The 18,711-nt window shown below is 41.8% G+C and carries 18 protein-coding genes; 5 read left to right on the forward strand and 13 right to left on the reverse strand.

Going from position 1 to position 18,711, the window contains the following annotated elements; translation table 11 throughout:
- Positions 1-51: 51 nt before the first annotated feature.
- On the reverse strand, positions 52-507 hold the full coding sequence (locus EKC99_RS10175) for a DUF441 domain-containing protein (protein WP_163151761.1): 456 nt from the start codon (positions 505-507) through the stop codon (positions 52-54).
- An 88-nt stretch (positions 508-595) separates the two neighbouring features.
- On the opposite strand from EKC99_RS10175, the gene ytvI reads away from it, so the two are divergent.
- Positions 596-1,714: a sporulation integral membrane protein YtvI gene (gene ytvI, locus EKC99_RS10180; RefSeq protein WP_021093785.1), complete on the forward strand. Its 1,119-nt coding sequence runs from the start codon at positions 596-598 to the stop codon at positions 1,712-1,714.
- 18 nt (positions 1,715-1,732) lie between these two features.
- Here the strand turns inward: ytvI and EKC99_RS10185 are convergent, their stop codons facing one another.
- The 8 genes from EKC99_RS10185 to dnaE form a co-directional block, all read right to left on the reverse strand.
- Positions 1,733-2,125, reverse strand: coding sequence for an FxsA family protein (locus EKC99_RS10185; RefSeq protein ID WP_021093784.1), 393 nt, complete (start codon positions 2,123-2,125; stop codon positions 1,733-1,735).
- 45 nt (positions 2,126-2,170) lie between these two features.
- Positions 2,171-3,931: a pyruvate kinase gene (gene pyk, locus EKC99_RS10190; RefSeq protein ID WP_021093783.1), complete on the reverse strand. Its 1,761-nt coding sequence runs from the start codon at positions 3,929-3,931 to the stop codon at positions 2,171-2,173.
- 48 nt (positions 3,932-3,979) lie between these two features.
- Complete coding sequence (gene pfkA, locus EKC99_RS10195; RefSeq protein WP_075039313.1) at positions 3,980-4,939, reverse strand: 6-phosphofructokinase; 960 nt, start codon at positions 4,937-4,939, stop codon at positions 3,980-3,982.
- A 189-nt stretch (positions 4,940-5,128) separates the two neighbouring features.
- The gene (gene accA / locus EKC99_RS10200) at positions 5,129-6,106 is read right to left on the reverse strand and encodes an acetyl-CoA carboxylase carboxyl transferase subunit alpha (protein ID WP_021093781.1); all 978 of its coding nucleotides are present in this window, start codon (positions 6,104-6,106) and stop codon (positions 5,129-5,131) included.
- The gene (gene accD, locus EKC99_RS10205) at positions 6,091-6,963 is read right to left on the reverse strand and encodes an acetyl-CoA carboxylase, carboxyltransferase subunit beta (protein WP_021093780.1); all 873 of its coding nucleotides are present in this window, start codon (positions 6,961-6,963) and stop codon (positions 6,091-6,093) included. The genes accA and accD overlap by 16 nt, the downstream gene beginning before the upstream one ends.
- Positions 6,964-7,032: 69 nt before the next feature.
- A complete protein-coding gene (locus EKC99_RS10210) occupies positions 7,033-7,635 on the reverse strand; it encodes a FadR/GntR family transcriptional regulator (protein ID WP_009361519.1) in 603 nt (200 codons plus the stop codon).
- A complete protein-coding gene (ystJ, locus tag EKC99_RS10215; RefSeq protein WP_163151763.1) occupies positions 7,622-8,875 on the reverse strand; it encodes an NADP-dependent malic enzyme in 1,254 nt (417 codons plus the stop codon). Before ystJ ends, EKC99_RS10210 begins: the two co-directional genes overlap by 14 nt.
- Before the next feature lie 87 nt (positions 8,876-8,962).
- On the reverse strand, positions 8,963-12,184 hold the full coding sequence (gene dnaE, locus EKC99_RS10220) for a DNA polymerase III subunit alpha (RefSeq protein ID WP_163151765.1): 3,222 nt from the start codon (positions 12,182-12,184) through the stop codon (positions 8,963-8,965).
- 112 nt (positions 12,185-12,296) lie between these two features.
- Between dnaE and ytrH the strand changes: the two genes are divergently transcribed.
- Entirely contained in the window at positions 12,297-12,635 is a 339-nt protein-coding gene (gene ytrH / locus EKC99_RS10225) for a sporulation membrane protein YtrH (protein WP_009361522.1), read from the forward strand.
- Entirely contained in the window at positions 12,632-13,132 is a 501-nt protein-coding gene (ytrI, locus tag EKC99_RS10230) for a sporulation membrane protein YtrI (protein ID WP_009361523.1), read from the forward strand. The genes ytrH and ytrI overlap by 4 nt, the downstream gene beginning before the upstream one ends.
- An 8-nt stretch (positions 13,133-13,140) precedes the next feature.
- On the opposite strand, the gene EKC99_RS10235 is transcribed toward ytrI, so the two are convergent.
- Positions 13,141-14,088 (reverse strand): DHH family phosphoesterase, encoded by a 948-nt coding sequence (locus EKC99_RS10235; RefSeq protein ID WP_019416681.1) that lies wholly within the window; start codon positions 14,086-14,088, stop codon positions 13,141-13,143.
- Between the two features lie 97 nt (positions 14,089-14,185).
- Between EKC99_RS10235 and EKC99_RS10240 the strand changes: the two genes are divergently transcribed.
- On the forward strand, positions 14,186-14,485 hold the full coding sequence (locus EKC99_RS10240) for a YtpI family protein (RefSeq protein ID WP_019416680.1): 300 nt from the start codon (positions 14,186-14,188) through the stop codon (positions 14,483-14,485).
- A gap of 16 nt (positions 14,486-14,501) precedes the next feature.
- Here the strand turns inward: EKC99_RS10240 and EKC99_RS10245 are convergent, their stop codons facing one another.
- Positions 14,502-15,812 (reverse strand): CBS domain-containing protein, encoded by a 1,311-nt coding sequence (locus EKC99_RS10245; protein ID WP_009361526.1) that lies wholly within the window; start codon positions 15,810-15,812, stop codon positions 14,502-14,504.
- A 73-nt stretch (positions 15,813-15,885) separates the two neighbouring features.
- Entirely contained in the window at positions 15,886-16,563 is a 678-nt protein-coding gene (locus EKC99_RS10250; protein WP_009361527.1) for a metal-dependent hydrolase, read from the reverse strand.
- Positions 16,564-16,668: 105 nt separating this feature from the next.
- On the opposite strand from EKC99_RS10250, the gene EKC99_RS10255 reads away from it, so the two are divergent.
- On the forward strand, positions 16,669-17,763 hold the full coding sequence (locus tag EKC99_RS10255) for a M24 family metallopeptidase (protein WP_009361528.1): 1,095 nt from the start codon (positions 16,669-16,671) through the stop codon (positions 17,761-17,763).
- Between the two features lie 17 nt (positions 17,764-17,780).
- Here the strand turns inward: EKC99_RS10255 and EKC99_RS10260 are convergent, their stop codons facing one another.
- Positions 17,781-18,542 (reverse strand): SDR family oxidoreductase, encoded by a 762-nt coding sequence (locus EKC99_RS10260; RefSeq protein ID WP_009361529.1) that lies wholly within the window; start codon positions 18,540-18,542, stop codon positions 17,781-17,783.
- Positions 18,543-18,711 lie beyond the last annotated feature (169 nt).

Here is an 18,711-nt window from a genome sequence, read left to right on the forward strand (position 1 = left end):
TGAACTAAAAGAAATCATAATTCAAAAATATTATTATAAAAAAGTAATAAATCACGAAAATACATCGACCATTTTCATGAGCATATACGCAATACCCGCACCAATTAACGGCCCAACCGCAACGCCTTTGAATAAAGATACAGCTAAAATCGTCCCAATGACAAGCGCAGTCGTCATATGCGGATCTTTTGCAAGCAGCGTGACGCCTCCTTTTGCTAATAAAGCGACCGCAATACCTGATAACATTGCAATCCACGCGTAAACCGATCGAACGGACTCTGCTAGCTCTTTAAAACCTATTTTTCCAGAGGCAATCGGAACTAATACAGCAATCGTAATGATAGTCACCCCAAGATTGATTCCTTTTTGTTGTAAGTAAGGGAATACTTTTGAACTTAGTCCGATGCTTTTCACAACGAGTAAAAAAAGCACTGCGACAACAAGAGAATGATTTTTTGCCATCATGCCAATGACAAGAAGAATAAATAAAAAAATAAACGGTTGCATCAAATATCACCTTCTTCTTTGAAACTTTTTCTTCTTTTGCATTGTATATTATAATAGTCATAAATGACAAAAGACGGGAGGTGAAAACGTGCCAAATCAATATGTATATCGCTCCCTTCGCTTTTTATTTGTCATCTTTGTCATCATTGCTGGGTTAGCGAGTTTATATTATGTATCAACGTTAACGTATCCGTTTTTAATTGCGTTAGCGATTGCCTTTTTCATTAATCCAGTTGTGGATGTATTAGAGAAAAAAGCGAAAATGCCGAGGGCGCTAGCGGTCATCATTGTTTTAATTTTTTTACTTGCACTCGTTGCAGGGCTTGTCACTCTTCTTGTCGCAGAAATTGTGACGGGCACACAATATTTAGCAACAGTCGTTCCAAGTCATTTTCAAAAGCTTGTTGTTTACATGGAACAGTTTGTCGCCAGCCAAATTATTCCACTATACAACCAGCTAGCTACGCTCTTTAAAAATTTAGATACATCTCAACAAGATACGATTATGGCAAACATTCAGTCGGTTGGGACGAGAATTGCTACAACAGTTGGACAATTTATCCAAAATATATTACAAAATATCCCTTCGATTATCGGATGGTTGCCTAATTTTGCGACAATCTTTATTTTTTCATTGCTCGCTACATTTTTTATAAGCAAAGATTGGTATCGTCTAAAATCGTTGTTCCAAAAACTGTTACCGAACAAAGTACAAACGAGCAGCACAAAAGTGTTTACTGAACTAAAAAAGGCGCTATTTGGCTTCCTTAAAGCGCAAGCCACACTCATTTCCATTACAACGCTCATTGTATTAGTCGGATTGCTTGTGTTGCGAGTAGAATACGCGATCACTATCGCGCTTATTATTGGCATAGTAGATATTTTGCCGTATTTAGGAACAGGTTTAGTATTCGTTCCATGGATTGTTTACACAGCAATAAGCGGGGATACTCATTTTGCCATCGGTCTTGGCGTGCTATATATCGTTGTTCTCGTACAGCGACAAGTGATGGAACCGAAACTTCTTTCTTCTAATATCGGGCTCGATCCATTAGCTACATTAATTGCTTTATTCGTTGGTTTCAAATTGATCGGGTTTCTCGGATTAATCGTTGGACCGGTATTGCTTGTCATTGGACGCACGCTACATCATGCTGGCGTATTTCAAGACATTTGGCATTTCATTGTTGGAAAAAAAGAAGCATAAGCGACGAGCTTATGCTTTTTATTTTCGAATGTATATCCAAGTTTTCGTATAAAACATCCACTTAAACAAACGGACGAGCCACGGTTTCATTTTTTCGCGCGCAAATGGGAGAAGCAAAATAAAACCTGCTGTATCAGTAATAAATCCTGGCGTTAACAATAACGTCCCGCCAACTAAAATGCAAATCCCATCTAATAGCGCATCGCTTGGGATACGTCCATTCATCCATTCGTACTTCGCGCGCTGAAGCGTGTGCAATCCTTGCTTTTTCGCTAAAAATGCACCGATAATGCCTGTCGCCACGATGAAAGCAAATGTTGGCCATACCCCGATTGCCTTTCCAGATAAAACAAGAACGACAATTTCTAACGCTGGGATAACGATAAAAAGAAGAAAAAAGATATTACGCATACATATCCCTCCAAAATGAGAAAAGAAGGGGTTGTCCCCTTCTTATTATAGCACGCTTGCGTGACCACGATAAATGGCACCGAAACTTGCGTCTACTGTAATATCTTGTCCGTCTTTTAAAATGGTTGTCGCATTGTTTACACCGACGATGACCGGGATGCCTAAGCTTAAGCCGACCACAGCTGCATGGCTCGTTAAGCCGCCTTCTTCTGTAATGATCGCAGCAGCTTTTTCTAACGCTTTCATCATATCCGCATCTGTTGCAGGAGCAACTAAAATGCCGCCTTCAATCATTTTTTCAACTGCTTCTTCTGCTGTTTTCGCTACAACAACTTTTCCAAATGCTGATTTGCGACCAATACCTTGGCCTTTGGCAATCATATCGCCAATCATATGCACTTTCATTAAGTTTGTCGATCCTGTTTCTCCAACCGGAACACCTGCCGTAATGACGACGAGATCACCATGTTTCACAATACGTGTATCAAGAGCTGCTTCAACTGCAATATCAAGCATTTCATCTGTTGACGTAGCATGTTGAGCAACGCGTGGGTAAACACCCCAAACGAGCGCTAATTTACGCGAAACACCTTCATTCGATGTAACAGCGATAATTGGCGCTTTTGGACGGTATTTCGAAATCATGCGGGCTGTATGGCCGCTGACTGTCGGCGTAACAATTGCTGCGACATCTAAGTTTAATGCGGTGTGAGCAACCGATTGTCCAATGGCATCTGTAATCGTTGTGCCGCTTTGTTTGCTTCGCTTCGATAATAAGTCGCGGTATTGTAACGCTTGTTCTGTGCGCAAAGCAATGCGATGCATCGTCTGTACCGCTTCTACTGGATAAGCACCTGCTGCTGTTTCACCTGACAGCATAATCGCATCTGTTCCATCAAAAATGGCATTCGCGACGTCGCTTGCCTCCGCACGAGTAGGGCGTGGGTTGCGTTGCATCGAATCAAGCATTTGTGTCGCTGTAATAACCGGTTTTCCGAGCGCATTACATTTTTTAATTAATTCTTTTTGCACAAGCGGCACTTCTTCTGCTGGAATTTCAACGCCTAAATCTCCGCGGGCAACCATTAAGCCGTCTGCGACTTCTAAAATTTCGTCAATATTGTCTACGCCTTCTTGGTTTTCAATTTTCGGGATAATTTGAATGTGCAACGCGTGATGTTCTTCGAGCAATTCACGAATTTCAAGCACGTCAGAAGCGCGGCGAACGAACGATGCGGCGATGAAATCAATGCCTTGTTCAATACCGAAACGAATATCTTCTGCGTCTTTTTCAGTAATACCCGGCAACTTCACTTTTACGCCCGGGACGTTCACACCTTTTTTATTTTTCAGTACGCCACCGTTTAACACTTTCGTCCGAATTTCTTTTGCCTCTTTATCGATCGCTAACACTTCTAATCCGATTAATCCATCATCTAATAAAATAGTTGAGCCAACGTGAACGTCATCAATTAACCCTTCATAAGTAATCGAAAATTTTTCTGGCGTACCGAGCACTTCTTTCATGGAAATCGTCACTTCAGAGCCTGCCTTTAACTCAATCGCCCCATTTTCCATGTTATGCGTACGAATTTCTGGACCTTTCGTGTCTAATAAAATCGCTACCGTTTTTCCAGTTATTTTTGACGCTTCACGAATGTTGCGAATGCGCGCTGCATGTTCTTCATGACTTCCGTGCGAGAAGTTAAGACGAGCGACGTTCATTCCTGCTTCAATAAGTTGCACAAGCTTTTCTACACTTTCACTCGCTGGACCGATCGTACAAACAATTTTCGTTTTGCGCATAAACACCCTCCTACAAATTGCATATGGAAACGATACCATAAATATACATTAAATTGAAAGCTCTTTGGACAACTGATACATTTTTTGGTCAACTGTATGTTTTTGTGCTAACGCTTCAATGATGTCATGATCAACAAGTTGATTGTTTTGAATGCCGACGCAACGTCCGCCTTTTCCTTCAAGCAACAATTCTACGGCACGAGCACCTAAACGACTTGCAAGCACACGGTCAAACGCTGTCGGTGAACCACCACGTTGGACGTGACCTAATACGGTTACACGCGTTTCAAAGCCTGTTGCTGCTTCAATTCGTTTACCGAATTCCACACCGCTACCGACGCCTTCCGCAACAACAATAATACTATGTTTTTTGCCGCGTTCATGTCCACGTTTGAGACGTGCAACAATTTCATTCATATCATAATCCGCTTCTGGAATTAAAATGCTTTCTGCTCCGCCAGCAAGACCGGCCCAAAGCGCAATGTCACCAGCATGACGCCCCATGACTTCAATGACGTATGTACGCTCATGAGATGTCGCTGTATCACGAATTTTGTCAATTGCATCAATAACCGTATTCAATGCTGTATCAAAACCGATCGTGAAATCTGTTCCTGGAATGTCGTTATCAATCGTTCCTGGCACGCCGACGCAAGGATAGCCGTGTTCTGTTAATTTTTTCGCCCCTTGATACGAACCGTCACCACCGATGACAACGAGCCCTTCAATGCCATGCTTTTTCAATTGCTCAATTCCTTTTAACTGTCCTTCTAACGTTTTAAATTCTGGGCAGCGGGCAGTATATAACATCGTTCCACCACGATGAATAATATCGCCGACATCCCCGATTTCAAGCTTTTTAATGTTTCCGGCAATTAATCCCGCATATCCGTGGTAAATGCCGTACACTTCTAATCCATGGTAAATTGCTTTTCGAACAACTGCGCGAATGGCCGCATTCATTCCTGGTGAATCGCCACCGCTCGTAAGCACACCAATTCTTTTCATCACTCTTCACCTCTTTAAAAAAATAAAATAAGAAGTATGACCTCTTACTTTAAGATAACATGAAGGTATATGGAACACAATACATAATGAAATGTTTCACAAAACGTTGATTTTTTCACGCTACAAAAAGTTTACCCAAAGTCGCCCTTTTCATGTAATAAAAAAGGCCATCGAAATGGATGACCTTTTTTACGTAACGGACACGTGCTGTTGTGACTCGATAAAATCGCCAATCTTTTTATATTTTTCATATCGTTGTGCAATTAACTGTTCAGCGTTTAACGGAAGCAATTCACGCAACGAGCGTTGAAGAACGTCATCAATATATTTCGCCTGTTCATCAACATTTCGATGCGCACCGCCGCGCACTTCTGGAATCATTTCATCAATGACGCCAAGCTGCTTTAAATCTTTCGCTGTAATTTTCATCGTTTCGGCAGCTTTTTTCGCGAGTGACGCATCTTTCCATAAAATAGCCGCTGCCCCTTCTGGCGAAATAACGGAATACGTTGAATTTTCAAGCATATGAACATAGTTTCCGACACCAAGCGCAAGCGCACCGCCGCTTCCACCTTCACCGATCACAATGCATACGACAGGGACAGTCAATCCCGCCATTTCAAACAAATTTCGTGCGATCGCTTCACTTTGTCCGCGCTCTTCGGCAGCTTTTCCTGGATACGCCCCTTTCGTATCAATAAAACAAATAATCGGACGCCCAAATTTTTCGGCTTGTTTCATTAGACGAAGTGCCTTTCGATACCCTTCTGGATGCGGCATGCCAAAATTACGGCGAATATTTTCTTTCGTATCTTTTCCGCGTTGATGTCCGATGACTGTCACAGGCAATCCGTGATATTTCGCAATTCCTCCGACAATCGCTTCATCGTCGCCAAAACAACGATCACCGTGACATTCAAAAAAGTTCGTAAACAACCGATCGATATAATCGAGCGTTGTCGGACGATTTGGATGTCGGGCAATTTGCACACGATCCCACGGGCTTAAATTAGCATAAATATCATTTTCAAGCTTTTCAAGTCGCGCTTCTAACTTATTGATTTCATCTGAAAAATCGACGTCACGATGTTTCGTAAACTCTTTCAGTTCGCTAATTTTTTTTCGCAGTTCTACAAGCGGCTTTTCAAATTCTAATTCGTATGCCATTCGTCTCCACCTCGCGATTGGTGAATGTCTAATACATTCGTTAATTTATCTTTTAATTCATGACGCGGAATAACAGCATCTAATTGTCCGTGTTTCAATAAAAATTCCGCAGTTTGAAAATCATCTGGCAACTCTTCCCGAACCGTTTGTTCGATGACTCGTCTTCCCGCAAAACCGATCAACGCCCCCGGTTCAGCAAAGTTATAATCTCCAAGCGAGGCGAAGCTTGCTGATACACCACCTGTCGTTGGATGGGTCATGACTGAAATGATGAGCCCACCTTGTTCGCTAAATAGTTTTAATGCAGCGCTTGTTTTCGCCATTTGCATTAAACTTAATACACCTTCTTGCATCCGCGCTCCACCTGAAGCGGTAAAAATAATAAAAGGTACCGATTTTTCCATCGCTCGTTCGATGGCGCGTGCAATTTTTTCTCCGACAACCGATCCCATACTCCCCATGCGGAAACGGGAATCCATCACTGCAATAACAACCGGAAAACCGTTTATCGTTCCTTCTCCTGTAACAACCGCTTCGTTCAATTTCGTTTTCTCACGATCTTCCTCAATTTTCTCCATATACTGTGGAAAATCAAGCGGATTTTTAGAAAGAAGGTGACGATCGTATTCATGAAACGTCCCTTCATCTAACAAACACGCAATGCGTTCAGGAGCAGACATCGGATGATGATAGCCGCACGATATACAAACGCGTAAATTTTTCACTAATTCTTTCGTATACATAATTTTTTTACACTTCGGACATTTTGTCATAATGCCTTCAGGTACATCTTGCTTTGCTTGTTCAGACGGAATGGTCGCATACTTCTTCTTTTTGGAGAACAAATCTTTCAGCACATGTTTCCCTCCCCTACTTAGTCCATTTCTACTTTACTGAATAAAGACAACTTTGTTTGTCACATTGTGTCAATTCTCTTTCGACATTTTTTGCATCACGTATTGCTCATAAATAGCAACCGCTTCTTCACAAGACCGTTTTTGTAGTGCGATCCGCATTTGTTTATAAAACTCGGAAGGGAGATTCATCGTATATACGTGCTCAAAAAAGTCGTTTAACACAAGCCAAATGCGCAACAATAAATAGTTATCGGTGGCTTCTACAATCCGTCGGAAAAATGAATGGTACGTATGTTCCGTTTGTGATATAAGCTCAAGCTTTTCATCTGTCAGTCGCTCGCAAGCAAGTTGTAAGCATATGCGCTCTATGAATATTTTTGTTTCTATTAAATCTCGTTTTTCCCGATTTCCTTGCAAAATAAACGAGCCAAGTAGTTGAATGAGCTGATGGTCGCCAAACGGTTTCATAAACGTACCTTCCCCGCGGCGCGTTTCAATTAATCCAAGCAACTCTAACGCCCGCAACGCTTCACGAACAGAAGAGCGTCCGACTCGTAATCGGTCGGCTAACTCTCGTTCAGATGGCAATCGATCGCCAGGTTGAAGACCTGCTTCTTCAATCATGCGATGAATTTGCCAAAACGTTTCAATGTATACTTTAGAAGTAGTCATGTTCACCCTCACCTGCAATTAGTGCTAATTGTCGTGTTCGCTTTTCTACTTCTTTTGGATCAACAATCACTTGTGCAACGCCTGTTTCAATGGCGGCTTTCGCCACTGCAGCAGCAACAGCTGGAGCGACACGCGGATCGAGAGGAGCAGGAATAACATAATCAGCACGCAATTCATCTTCTGTAATTAAATGCGCAATGGCTTCTACAGCGGCCATTTTCATTTGTTCATTAATTTGTTTGGCGCGTACATCAAGCGCACCTCTGAAAATACCCGGAAACGCCAACACGTTATTCACTTGATTCGGATAGTCGGAACGTCCTGTCCCAACAACTGTTGCCCCTGCTTGCAATGCCTCTTCCGGCATAATTTCTGGCGTCGGGTTTGCCATCGCAAAAATGATTGCATCCCGATTCATCGTTTCAACCATGCTCGCTGTCAATGCTCCTGCAACAGACACACCAATAAATACATCCGCACCAACGATGACTTCCTGTAATGTTCCTGCTTTTTTCTCCTCGTTTGTCCATTGGGCAATTTCATGTTTGATCTCATTCATTCCGTATGGGCGCCCTTCATAAATCGCCCCTTTTGAATCGCACATGATGATATGTTTAACCCCGTAACAACGAAGCAGCTTCATAATCGCAATTCCTGCTGCTCCCGCTCCGTTAATGATCACTTGAATATCTTCTATTTTTTTGTTCACTAACTTTAACGCATTCATTAAACCAGCAACAGTTACAATCGCTGTTCCATGTTGATCATCATGAAAAACAGGAATGTTCATTTCTCGCTTTAATCGTTCCTCAATCGTAAAACAATGCGGAGCAGCAATATCTTCTAAGTTAATGCCTCCAAATGTCGGCTCAAGCAATTTGACCGTTTGAATCATTTGTTCCACATCTGATGTATTTAAACAAATAGGGAATGCATCAACCCCAGCGAAACTTTTAAAGAGCACCGCCTTTCCTTCCATCACTGGCAATGCTGCGTCTGCCCCAATATTTCCAAGCCCTAACACTGCACTCCCATTGGAAACGACCGCCACTGTGTTCGCTTTTAACGTATAATCATATATTTTGCTCGGTTCGGCATGAATGGCTTTGCACGGTTCTGCTACACCAGGAGAATACGCTAAGCTTAAATCGTAAGCATTTCTTAACGGCACTTTCGCTTTTACTTCGAGCTTCCCTTGATAACGCTCATGCATATGAAGCGCTTCTTTAAACAACGACACGACATCTTCCTCCCTAACAAGCGGCCACTGGTCTGACCACTTAACTTCTATAAAAATATAATAAAAATGAAAAATAGTAAAGCATTTTTATTTCACAACGACATTCCCATCCCCCAGCAATGCCGTTAGCTGATGAATGCACTCATCGTGCGGAGACACAGCATATTCATGAGAAAGCTGCACTTTTTTTCGTTCTGCTTCATAGTACAAAATGACAGGTGCATATCCGCGATGAGCGATTAATACTTCTTTTAACTGTTGCAATACAACTGGTGACGCATGCTGTTCATCAATTTTCATATAAACACATACCGGCTTCCTTACTTGTTGTACAATGAGATGCCAGCCATTCGATCGCTGTTCTATTTTTCCTTCCATATACAACACGCTTCCTTGTTGCAATAAAGAATGAAATCGGCTATAAACTGCTGGAAATGCGATCGCATACCATTCATCGCTATCGTCACAAATCGTCACAAACGCCATTTCTTCCCCTTTTTTTGTCCGCTTTTTCGTCACCTCCTCAACGTATGCGATTACTTTGCCAACATTCGCTTTCTCTATTTCCCATTCGTACATACGTTTTGCTCCCCACATGGAATAAAAATGGGCAAATGATTCAACCGGATGAGGGGAAACGTAGACGTTAAGCCATTGCTTTTCGTATTTCAATTGATCGCTGAGCGATAACGGTTCAGCATGAACATATTTTGGTCGTACGCCGAGATCAGAGGTGAGAAACTCGGCATGCTCAAGCGCCACGTCAATACTTGCATAAAGGGTTGCACGCTCCACACGAAATTCGTCAAAACATCCGGAAAAAATAAGTGCTTCGACGATCTTTCTTTGTGAAGGCTCGATACGTAGTCGCGAAACGAAATCAAAAAAATCGGAAAATGGTTGTCTTTGACGCTCCCGAATTATTTGTTTAACAAAGGCGGAGCTTACTTGTTTAATCGCTAACAATCCAAAACGAATATCGTTTCCATCAACGGTAAAATGCCCTTCACTTCGTCCGATGGAAGGAGGGAGCAAACGTATTCGCTTTTTACGAAGTTCGTGCACACATTGCATCATCTTTTCTTTTTGTCCGATGACATTTGTTAATAAAACTGCGTAAAAATCGAGCGGATAATGCGCTTTGATATATGCAAGCATATATGCGATATAGCTATATGCTACTGCATGGCTTCTGTTAAATCCATAACCAGCAAAACGAACGATGAGCTCATACAATTCGTTTGCCATATGGGCAGCGTACCCATTTTGCATGCACCCTTCAATAAAACGTTGTTTCTCTTTTTCCATTTGTCCAACGTCTTTTTTACTTATTGCGCGACGTAACAAATCGGCTTCTGCTAACGAAAAGCGTGCCATTTGTTCAGCAATTTTCATAATTTGTTCTTGATACACGATGACTCCATATGTTGATTGCAAAATCGATTGCAAATCATCATGCATGTAAACGATCGGCTCACGCCCATGTTTTCGGGAAATATATGTTGGAATTTGTTCCATCGGTCCCGGTCGAAATAAAGCGTTTACTGCTACAATATCTTCAAACGTTGTCGGTTGTAATTCGCGCAACACCCGCTTCATTCCTTCTGACTCAAGCTGAAACACACCAAAAGTATCCCCTTGACTGAAAAGCGCATACGTTTGTTCGTCATCGAGCGGCATGTTTTCAAAACGTAAACGATGGCCTGTCCGCTGTTCAACGCTATGAATCATTTGTTCAACCATCGTTAAATTTTTGAGGGCAAGTAAATCAAATTTTAATAATCCGATTTGTTCAAGTGCATCCATCGCATATTGCGTCACATACGTTGTCGTTTGTCCGGCTTGAAGGGGGACGATGTCTGTTAACGGGCATGGACTAATGACAATACCAGCCGCATGAATAGATGTATGCTTTGGCAAGCCTTCAATCCGTTGTACGACGCTATGCCATGGACGTGTACGATCCAATCGTCCCGTAGCTAACGTTTGCTCCATTTCTTGTTCATCTACTTCAAACACACGACCGACTTCACGAATGGCTGAGCGTGTTCCAAATGTCCCAAACGTAATAATTTGCGCAACATGATCTTTTCCATATGTTTGTTCAATATAACGAATCACTTCTTCGCGACGATGATCAGGAAAATCAATATCAATATCTGGAAGTGACAGACGAGCTGGGTTTAAAAAACGTTCAAACAAAAGTCCGTATTGTAACGGGTCCACTTGTGTAATTCCGAGTATGTAAGCAACGAGCGAACCTGCAGCTGATCCACGTCCCGGTCCTGTCAATATTCCTCGTTCACGCGCAAAACGCATGAAATCAGCAACAATTAAAAAATAGTCACTAAAATTCATCTGTTGAATAATTTGCAGTTCATATTGTAACCGAGCGACATATGCTTCAGGCTGATCAGGAAAACGTTTCGTGAATTGCTCCCAACACCACGTTTGCAAATATTCGTCAGCCGTTTTGCCCGAAGGAACAGGATAGCGCGGCATAAACCATTTTTTAGCCTCAAACGTCACATGACATCGCTGGGCAATGCGCACCGTCTCCTCAACGGCTTCACGATACATTGAAAATAATGAGATCATTTCGTCAGCGCTTTTGAAATGGTATTCATTCGTTAAAAAGCGTGGACGGTTCAGGTCAGCCATTTTCTTTCCGTGTTTCATCGCAAGTAAACATTCAAAAGCAAGAGCATCTTCTTTATACATGTAGCGTACATCGTTTGTCGCCACGAGCGGCATGTCCCATCGTTTACTATGTTCAAAAAGTAGCGGCAATAAATCTTCTTGTTCTTGTAAGCCATGTCGCTGCACATTTATATAAAAATCGCCGCGTTGAAATAGCTTCGCGTACGTGTGCACGAGCGTTTCTGCTTGAGCAATTTCTCCGTTCAGCAAATGCTGCTCCACTCGCCCATGTACCCCGCTTGTCATACCGATTAATTCGCTCGTGTAGCGGGATAAGTCACATAAAGAGATACCCTTTCCGTCATTTAATTGAATGGCTGTAGCAATATGGACAAGTTGACGATACCCGTCGTTATTTTTCGCCAACAGCACCAGTTGATCTGTATGCCCGTGCTCATCAAATACTGTCGCAATCATACCGATAATCGGTTTGATTCCGTGCGCTTGACACGCCTTATAAAACGGAATTACCCCATACAAGACGTTTTCATCCGTTAACGCAACTGCTGAAAATTGAAGTTCACGCGCCCGCATAACGAGCTCCTCAATTTTCACCGTGCTACTTAATAAGCTATAACCACTTCGCACTTGTAGATGGATAAACGACAATGTGTCTCCCACCTTTTCTATTTTTTCTATTATATTCACCATATATGTTGAAAAGCAAAACATACCTTGCTTGTTTGTCCCATATACATAGTATACAGGAGGAGTGAGCCAGATGGAGATGAAAACAGCGTTTTTGCCTGCTTTTATTCAAAGCTATTTCATCGCTTTAGGTGTGTTAGTTGGAGGGGCGTTCATCGGTGGATTTGGAGCTTTTTTATCTGGAGAACCACCGCTCACAATGATGTATCGTTTTGCAAGCAGTTTAAAAATTTGGGCTTTGATTGCAGCGATCGGAGGCACGTTTGATACGTTTTATAGCGTTGAACGTGGATTTTTCCAAGGAGAAACACGAGATGTCATTAAGCAATTTTTACTCATTTTGTCAGCCACGGGCGGCGCACAAACAGGTATGACGTTTATTCGCTGGTTTACACAGGAGCATGGCGCATGAGAGTCCCACCGTATACACGCGATCCAGGATGGCAACGTTTTTTTGCTGGAGCGGCCATCGGAGCAATCATTAGTTGGATCGTTTTTTTACAAATTTTCGGTATTTTGCAAGAAAAACAAGTTCGCCAGCTCAACGTACAACGAGAAATCATCGCCCAGTTGAAACACGATTTAAACATTTGGCAACAAGATTACATCGAACTAAATAAAGAAAATAAAAAACGACTAACGATTCAATCAATTGATGTCAAAGTCATTAACGCACAATCATACGGCATCGATACGTACACAGCGTTTCGAATTGAAGAAGATATAAAAAAAGATATTCAACATATCACAGCGAAAGATATTGAAACAGTATATAAAAGTAAGGAGCTACTAAAAAAAGCGATTGAAAATAAAACATACGTGATCGACAATCGTACGTACAATCTTCATATCGAAACGATTTTATTTTTTACAAATATATCTATTGAACTAAAATTAAAGCAACAGTAGAGGCCTCTCTACTGTTGCTGACATACTTCGTTTAAATCTGCCAACACGTGTTCAACTTCGTCCCACGAATAAATGGACGCTCCTGCTGCTAGTGGATGGCCACCGCCTCGATATTTTTTTGCAACTTCGTTGACGATCGGACCTCTTGAACGAAGACGGACGCGAATTTGATCATCTTCTTCCACAAAAAACACCCATGCTCGTATTCCTTCAATATTTCCAAGCACGCTGACAAGCTGCGAAGCCTCTGATGGTGTTGCATCATATTGTTTTAATAATTGTTTCGTTAATATAATATGAGCCACTCCGTGTTCGGATAGTTCGAAATTTTGCAACACATATCCGCTTAAATGCGCAATAGATAGCTTTGTACGATACAACTGATCATACAAGTCGACAAATGAAAATCCGTATTCAACTAATTCGCTTGCATATTTAAATGTTTTTGGATTCGTGCTTGGGAAAAGAAAACGACCTGTATCCCCAACAATTCCTGCGTAAATTAGTCGAGCTGCTTCTTTCGTTAAAACGAGACCGTGTTCCTTTCCGACTAAATACAACTCATAAATCATTTCACTAACCGAGCTAGCGTTTGTATCTACCCATAAAATGTCACCATACGGGTCTTCATTTGGATGATGATCAATTTTAATAATCTTTTTTCCAAGTTTATAACGTTGATCGCATACTCGTTCTTCATTTGCCGTATCGCAAACGATCACAAGAGCGTCGTTATACGTTTCATCAGGGATCACATCCATTTTACGCAAAAATTCGAGCGACGGTTCATCTTTTCCAACGGTATAGACGTGCTTTTCTGGAAATGACGCTTTAATAAGCTCTGCTAATCCCCCTTGCGAACCGTACGCATCAGGATCTGGTCGAACGTGACGGTGAATAATAATCGTATCAAATTGTTGAATATGACGAATGATTTCCAAAACCTTTTGTTCCATGGTACTTCTCCTTTTTTTCTCCATTAAAACATATTTTATTATGATTCGAAAAGATGTAAAATAATCACGCAACGATTTTTTTGTTGGAGGACTGACTATGCCGATATTTGTTATACTTATCATCTTTTCACTTTCGTTTTATTTGTATTACAAAATCAAATATTTCCGCAGCAAACGGCCGATGGAGCGCAAATGGATTAGTGCCAAATCGAGCATTGCGCTTGGCTCATTTGTATTTTTCTTTGCGATCAATCAATTTTTTATTCATCGTTCAACTGTCTCCCTTATCGTTGGCATCGTCTTTCTTTTCGTTGGTGCAGGAAGCATATGGGGAGGTTATCGTGCCCATCGCTACTATTTTCCACTTGCAGTAAAAGAAGCGGAGGAACTAAAATAGGCTGCTATATGCAGCCTTATTGTCGTTCAAGCAACTGACACATCATTAACGCCTTTCCGACAAGCGTCCCTTCATTAAACACTTCGACGTCAACCTTCCCAAACTTACGACCTATTTCTAATAGCTTCGGTTTAATGTCGATGACGCTATCAATTTGGACAGGTTTAATAAAATAAATGGTGATGTTTTCTACGACGAGGTCACCTCGTTTATGTAAGCGAAGCGCACGAGTCGCTGCTTCAGTTACAATTGTTGTAAATACCCCATATGATAACGTCCCTAAATGGTTCGTCATTTGTGGAGTAATGTTGCAGCGGAAAACGCCGTCAACCGTTTCAGTTAAAAACTGAGTTGTGACAATATCATCGATCGTCTCACCAATTTGCGGTTGACGTTGCACCATTTGTAATGCCTTTAATACGTCTTGACGGCTAATAATTCCTTGCAGTCGATTATATTCGTCGACGACCGGCAACACTTCAATTCCTTCCCACACCATCATATGCGAAGCAGAAGCGACTGACGTTTTTCCGCTTACCGTGATCGGATGTTTCGTCATCACTTTCTCGATGAGCACGTCACGTTCATAGCCCATCACATCTTTTGCAGTCACAATCCCTTGCACTTTTAATTGTTGATCGATGACCGGAAAACGACTATGCTTCGTTTCACGATTGAGCTCATACCACCGTTCGACTTGATCTGTCACATACAAATATGCTGTTTTTTCAAATGGCGTCAAAATATCTTCAACGAGAACAATCTCTTTTTTAATCAACTGGTCATAAATGGCACGGTTAATCATTGTCGCAACCGTAAACGTATCATAACTTGTCGAAATAATCGGCAACTGGCGCTCATCCGCTAGTTTTTTTACATGTTCTTCTGTATCAAAACCACCTGTGATGAGAACGCCCGCTCCTGCTTCAAGCGCTAATTCGTGCGCTTTTGTTCGGTTTCCGACAATCAACAAATTTCCTGCCCCCGTATATCGCATCATCGCTTCAAGCTTCATCGCACCGATCACGAATTTATTTAACGTTTTATGTAATCCTTCTTTTCCTCCGAGCACTTGCCCATCAACGATATTGACAACTTCGGCATACGTTAACTTTTCAATATTTTCTTTCTTTTTTTGTTCAATCCGAATCGTTCCGACTCGCTCAATCGTGCTTACATACCCTTTTGTTTCAGCATCTTTAATAGCCCGATAAGCTGTCCCTTCGCTTACTCCCATTTCTTTAGCAATTTGGCGAACAGAGATTTTTTCTCCGACCGGTAAGCTTTCAATATATTGTAAAATTTGTTCGTGCTTCGTAATCGTCAAGTTGCCCCACCCTTTTTCGACAGTTTCTTACTCTTATTATAAGGGTGTGCATGATCGCATTCAATGAACGTTTTCACAGTTCAATGCTCTCACCAACATGTAAGACGCGACCGACTCCCTCAATCATCGCTACAAATTGTTGTGGATCTTGTTGAATGACAGGGAATGTATTGTAATGAATAGGAACAACTATTTTCGCTTTCAACCATTTCGCTGCAACAGCCGCATCTTCTGGTCCCATTGTAAAATTGTCTCCGATTGGTAAAAATGCCACATCAATGTCATTCATTTCTCCAATGACCTTCATATCGGAAAACAAAGCTGTATCTCCGGCATGATAAATCGTTTTTCCTTCGGCATGAAACAAAATACCACTTGGCATACCTGTGTACACGATCGTTTCGTCTTCTTCAACGTAGCTAGAACCGTGAAACGCTTGCGTCAATTTAACCTTCCCAAAGTCAAACGTAAACGATCCACCGATATGCATCGGATGAACACGAACACCTTTCCAGCTTAAATAAGTTGCTAATTCATACGGAGCAATGACAAGGGCGTCGTTCCGTTTTGCTAATGCAACGGTATCACCGACATGATCATTATGACCATGCGTTAATAAAATCACATCCACGTGAACGTCTTCTGCTTTTAAATCTGTCATTGGGTTACCCGTAATAAATGGGTCAATGAAAATCGTTTTTCCGTTCGTCTCCATTTTAACGACAGAATGGCCGTGATAAGTCAGCTTCATCTTTCTTTCTCCTTTCTTCGTTTTTGACATCATTTTGTTTCTTCATCTTTGTCCTATTTCCTTCTTTTTTTATCCATGATAAGCTGAAAAAGAAAGGATGTGAATATGATGGAGCGAATAAGCAAACTCCAACAAAAACTGAAAGATGCAAACGGATCATGGGCATTTATTACATCAACGGCAAATGTTTTTTATTTTAGCGGCTTTTATAGCAATCCACATGAACGACTACTAGCCGTTGTGATCTTCCCGAATGACGAACCGTTTCTCATCTGTCCAGAAATGGATGCCAATCAAGCTAGACAAGCCGGTTGGGCATATACGATCGTCAGCTATGATGATGTGCATCATCCTTGGCATATGTTGCGCGATGAGCTAAATAGACGAAACGTACAAACGGAACGAATTGGTATTGAAACATCTCATATGACGGTAAGCCGTCTCGAGCAACTGCAATCATGCTTTTCACATGCATCGTTTTTCGATTTAACCGATACGCTTCATGAACTACGAATGACAAAAGATGAAAAAGAGTTGCAAACACTTCGACAAGCAGCAGAATTAGCTGATTTCGGTGTCGATGTCGGTGTCCGTGCCTTAAAAGAAGGAAAAACGGAATTGGACATCATCGCTACCATTGAGTACGAATTAAAAAAACGAGGGGTGCGCGCCATGGCGTTTGATACGATGGTACTTACCGGAACAAATAGCGCACATCCTCATGGTGTTCCAGGAATGAATCGCATCCAACCGGGTGATTTTGTTTTGTTCGATCTCGGTGTCGTACTGGACGGATACTGTTCTGATATTACGCGTACCGTCGTATTTGGAAAGCCAACCGAACAACAAAAGCGAATATACGACGTCGTCTTCCAAGCGCAACAAGAAGCTATTCATGCATGTCAAATTGGTGCATCCATCGGAAGCATTGACAAGGCAGCTCGTTCACGAATTGAACAAGAAGGATACGGAGCGTATTTTCCGCACCGAATCGGACATGGGCTCGGTATTGATGTTCATGAATATCCGTCGATGAACGCAACAAATACCATGCCACTTCAAGCGGGAATGGTATTTACGATTGAGCCTGGTATTTACGTTCCTTCCGTCGGTGGCGTACGTATTGAAGATGACATTTATATGACCGACAAAGGACCGCTTCTTTTAACGACATATCCAAAAGAACTACAAATCATATAGGCTGTCATGTTGGCAGCCTATTTTCGATAACGATGAATAACATCAAGCCCTCCTGTCACTTCAATGACTGTTCCAGTAATCATATCGGAAAGATCATCACATAAAAACTCGACAACGCGCGCAATATCTTCCCCTGTCCCTGACCGGCCAATTGGCGTCATGTCGTCTTTCATCTGACGAGCATATGCAATCGTTGCTTCTTTCATTTCCCCAATAATATTTCCCGGACAAACCATATTCGCTGTAATGCCGTATTCTGCTTCTTCAAGTGCAATCGTTTTTGTTAATGAGACAAGCCCCACTTTTGCTGCGCTAAACGCTGATCGATACATCCATCCTGGCGCATGATCCGCCCCTTGAAAACCGTACGTCACAATGCGTCCGAAACGTTGATTCCGCATAATTGGTACAACTCGCTTAAATAAATGAAACATCGCACTTAAATTTCCTTCAATCATTTCATACCATTCATCATCCGTATAATCAGCTAATTTTTTTCGTTCAAATATGTAAGGGCCTGCATTATGAATTAAATAATCGATGCGACCGAATGTAGCAAACGCTTCATCTACGAGACGAACTAAATCTTCTTTATTCGTCACATCCCCTTGCACAAAATGAAGCCGATCATGACAGTGACGATACGCTTCTTTCAACGCTTCAACAGCTTGTATGTCGCTTCGGTAATGAACAGTGACAGCATAGCCTTTGTCTAAAAAGCGTTCCGTTACTTTTTTGCCAAGTCCTTTCGTTCCTGCTGTTACAATGGCATGTCTCACAATGATCCCTCCATCTAAGCTTTGCTACGTTTATCGTACTACAAATAGACGGAGGAAAACACATGTTATGCTCGATGACAATCGAGTAGGAGGAGGTGATTAACCTCCGTCCTCTCACACCACCGTACGTACGGTTCCGTATACGGCGGTTCAATCAAGATAAGTGACG

The organism is Anoxybacillus sp. MB8 (genome assembly GCF_011006755.1).
GTDB lineage: Bacteria > Bacillota > Bacilli > Bacillales > Anoxybacillaceae > Anoxybacillus > Anoxybacillus gonensis.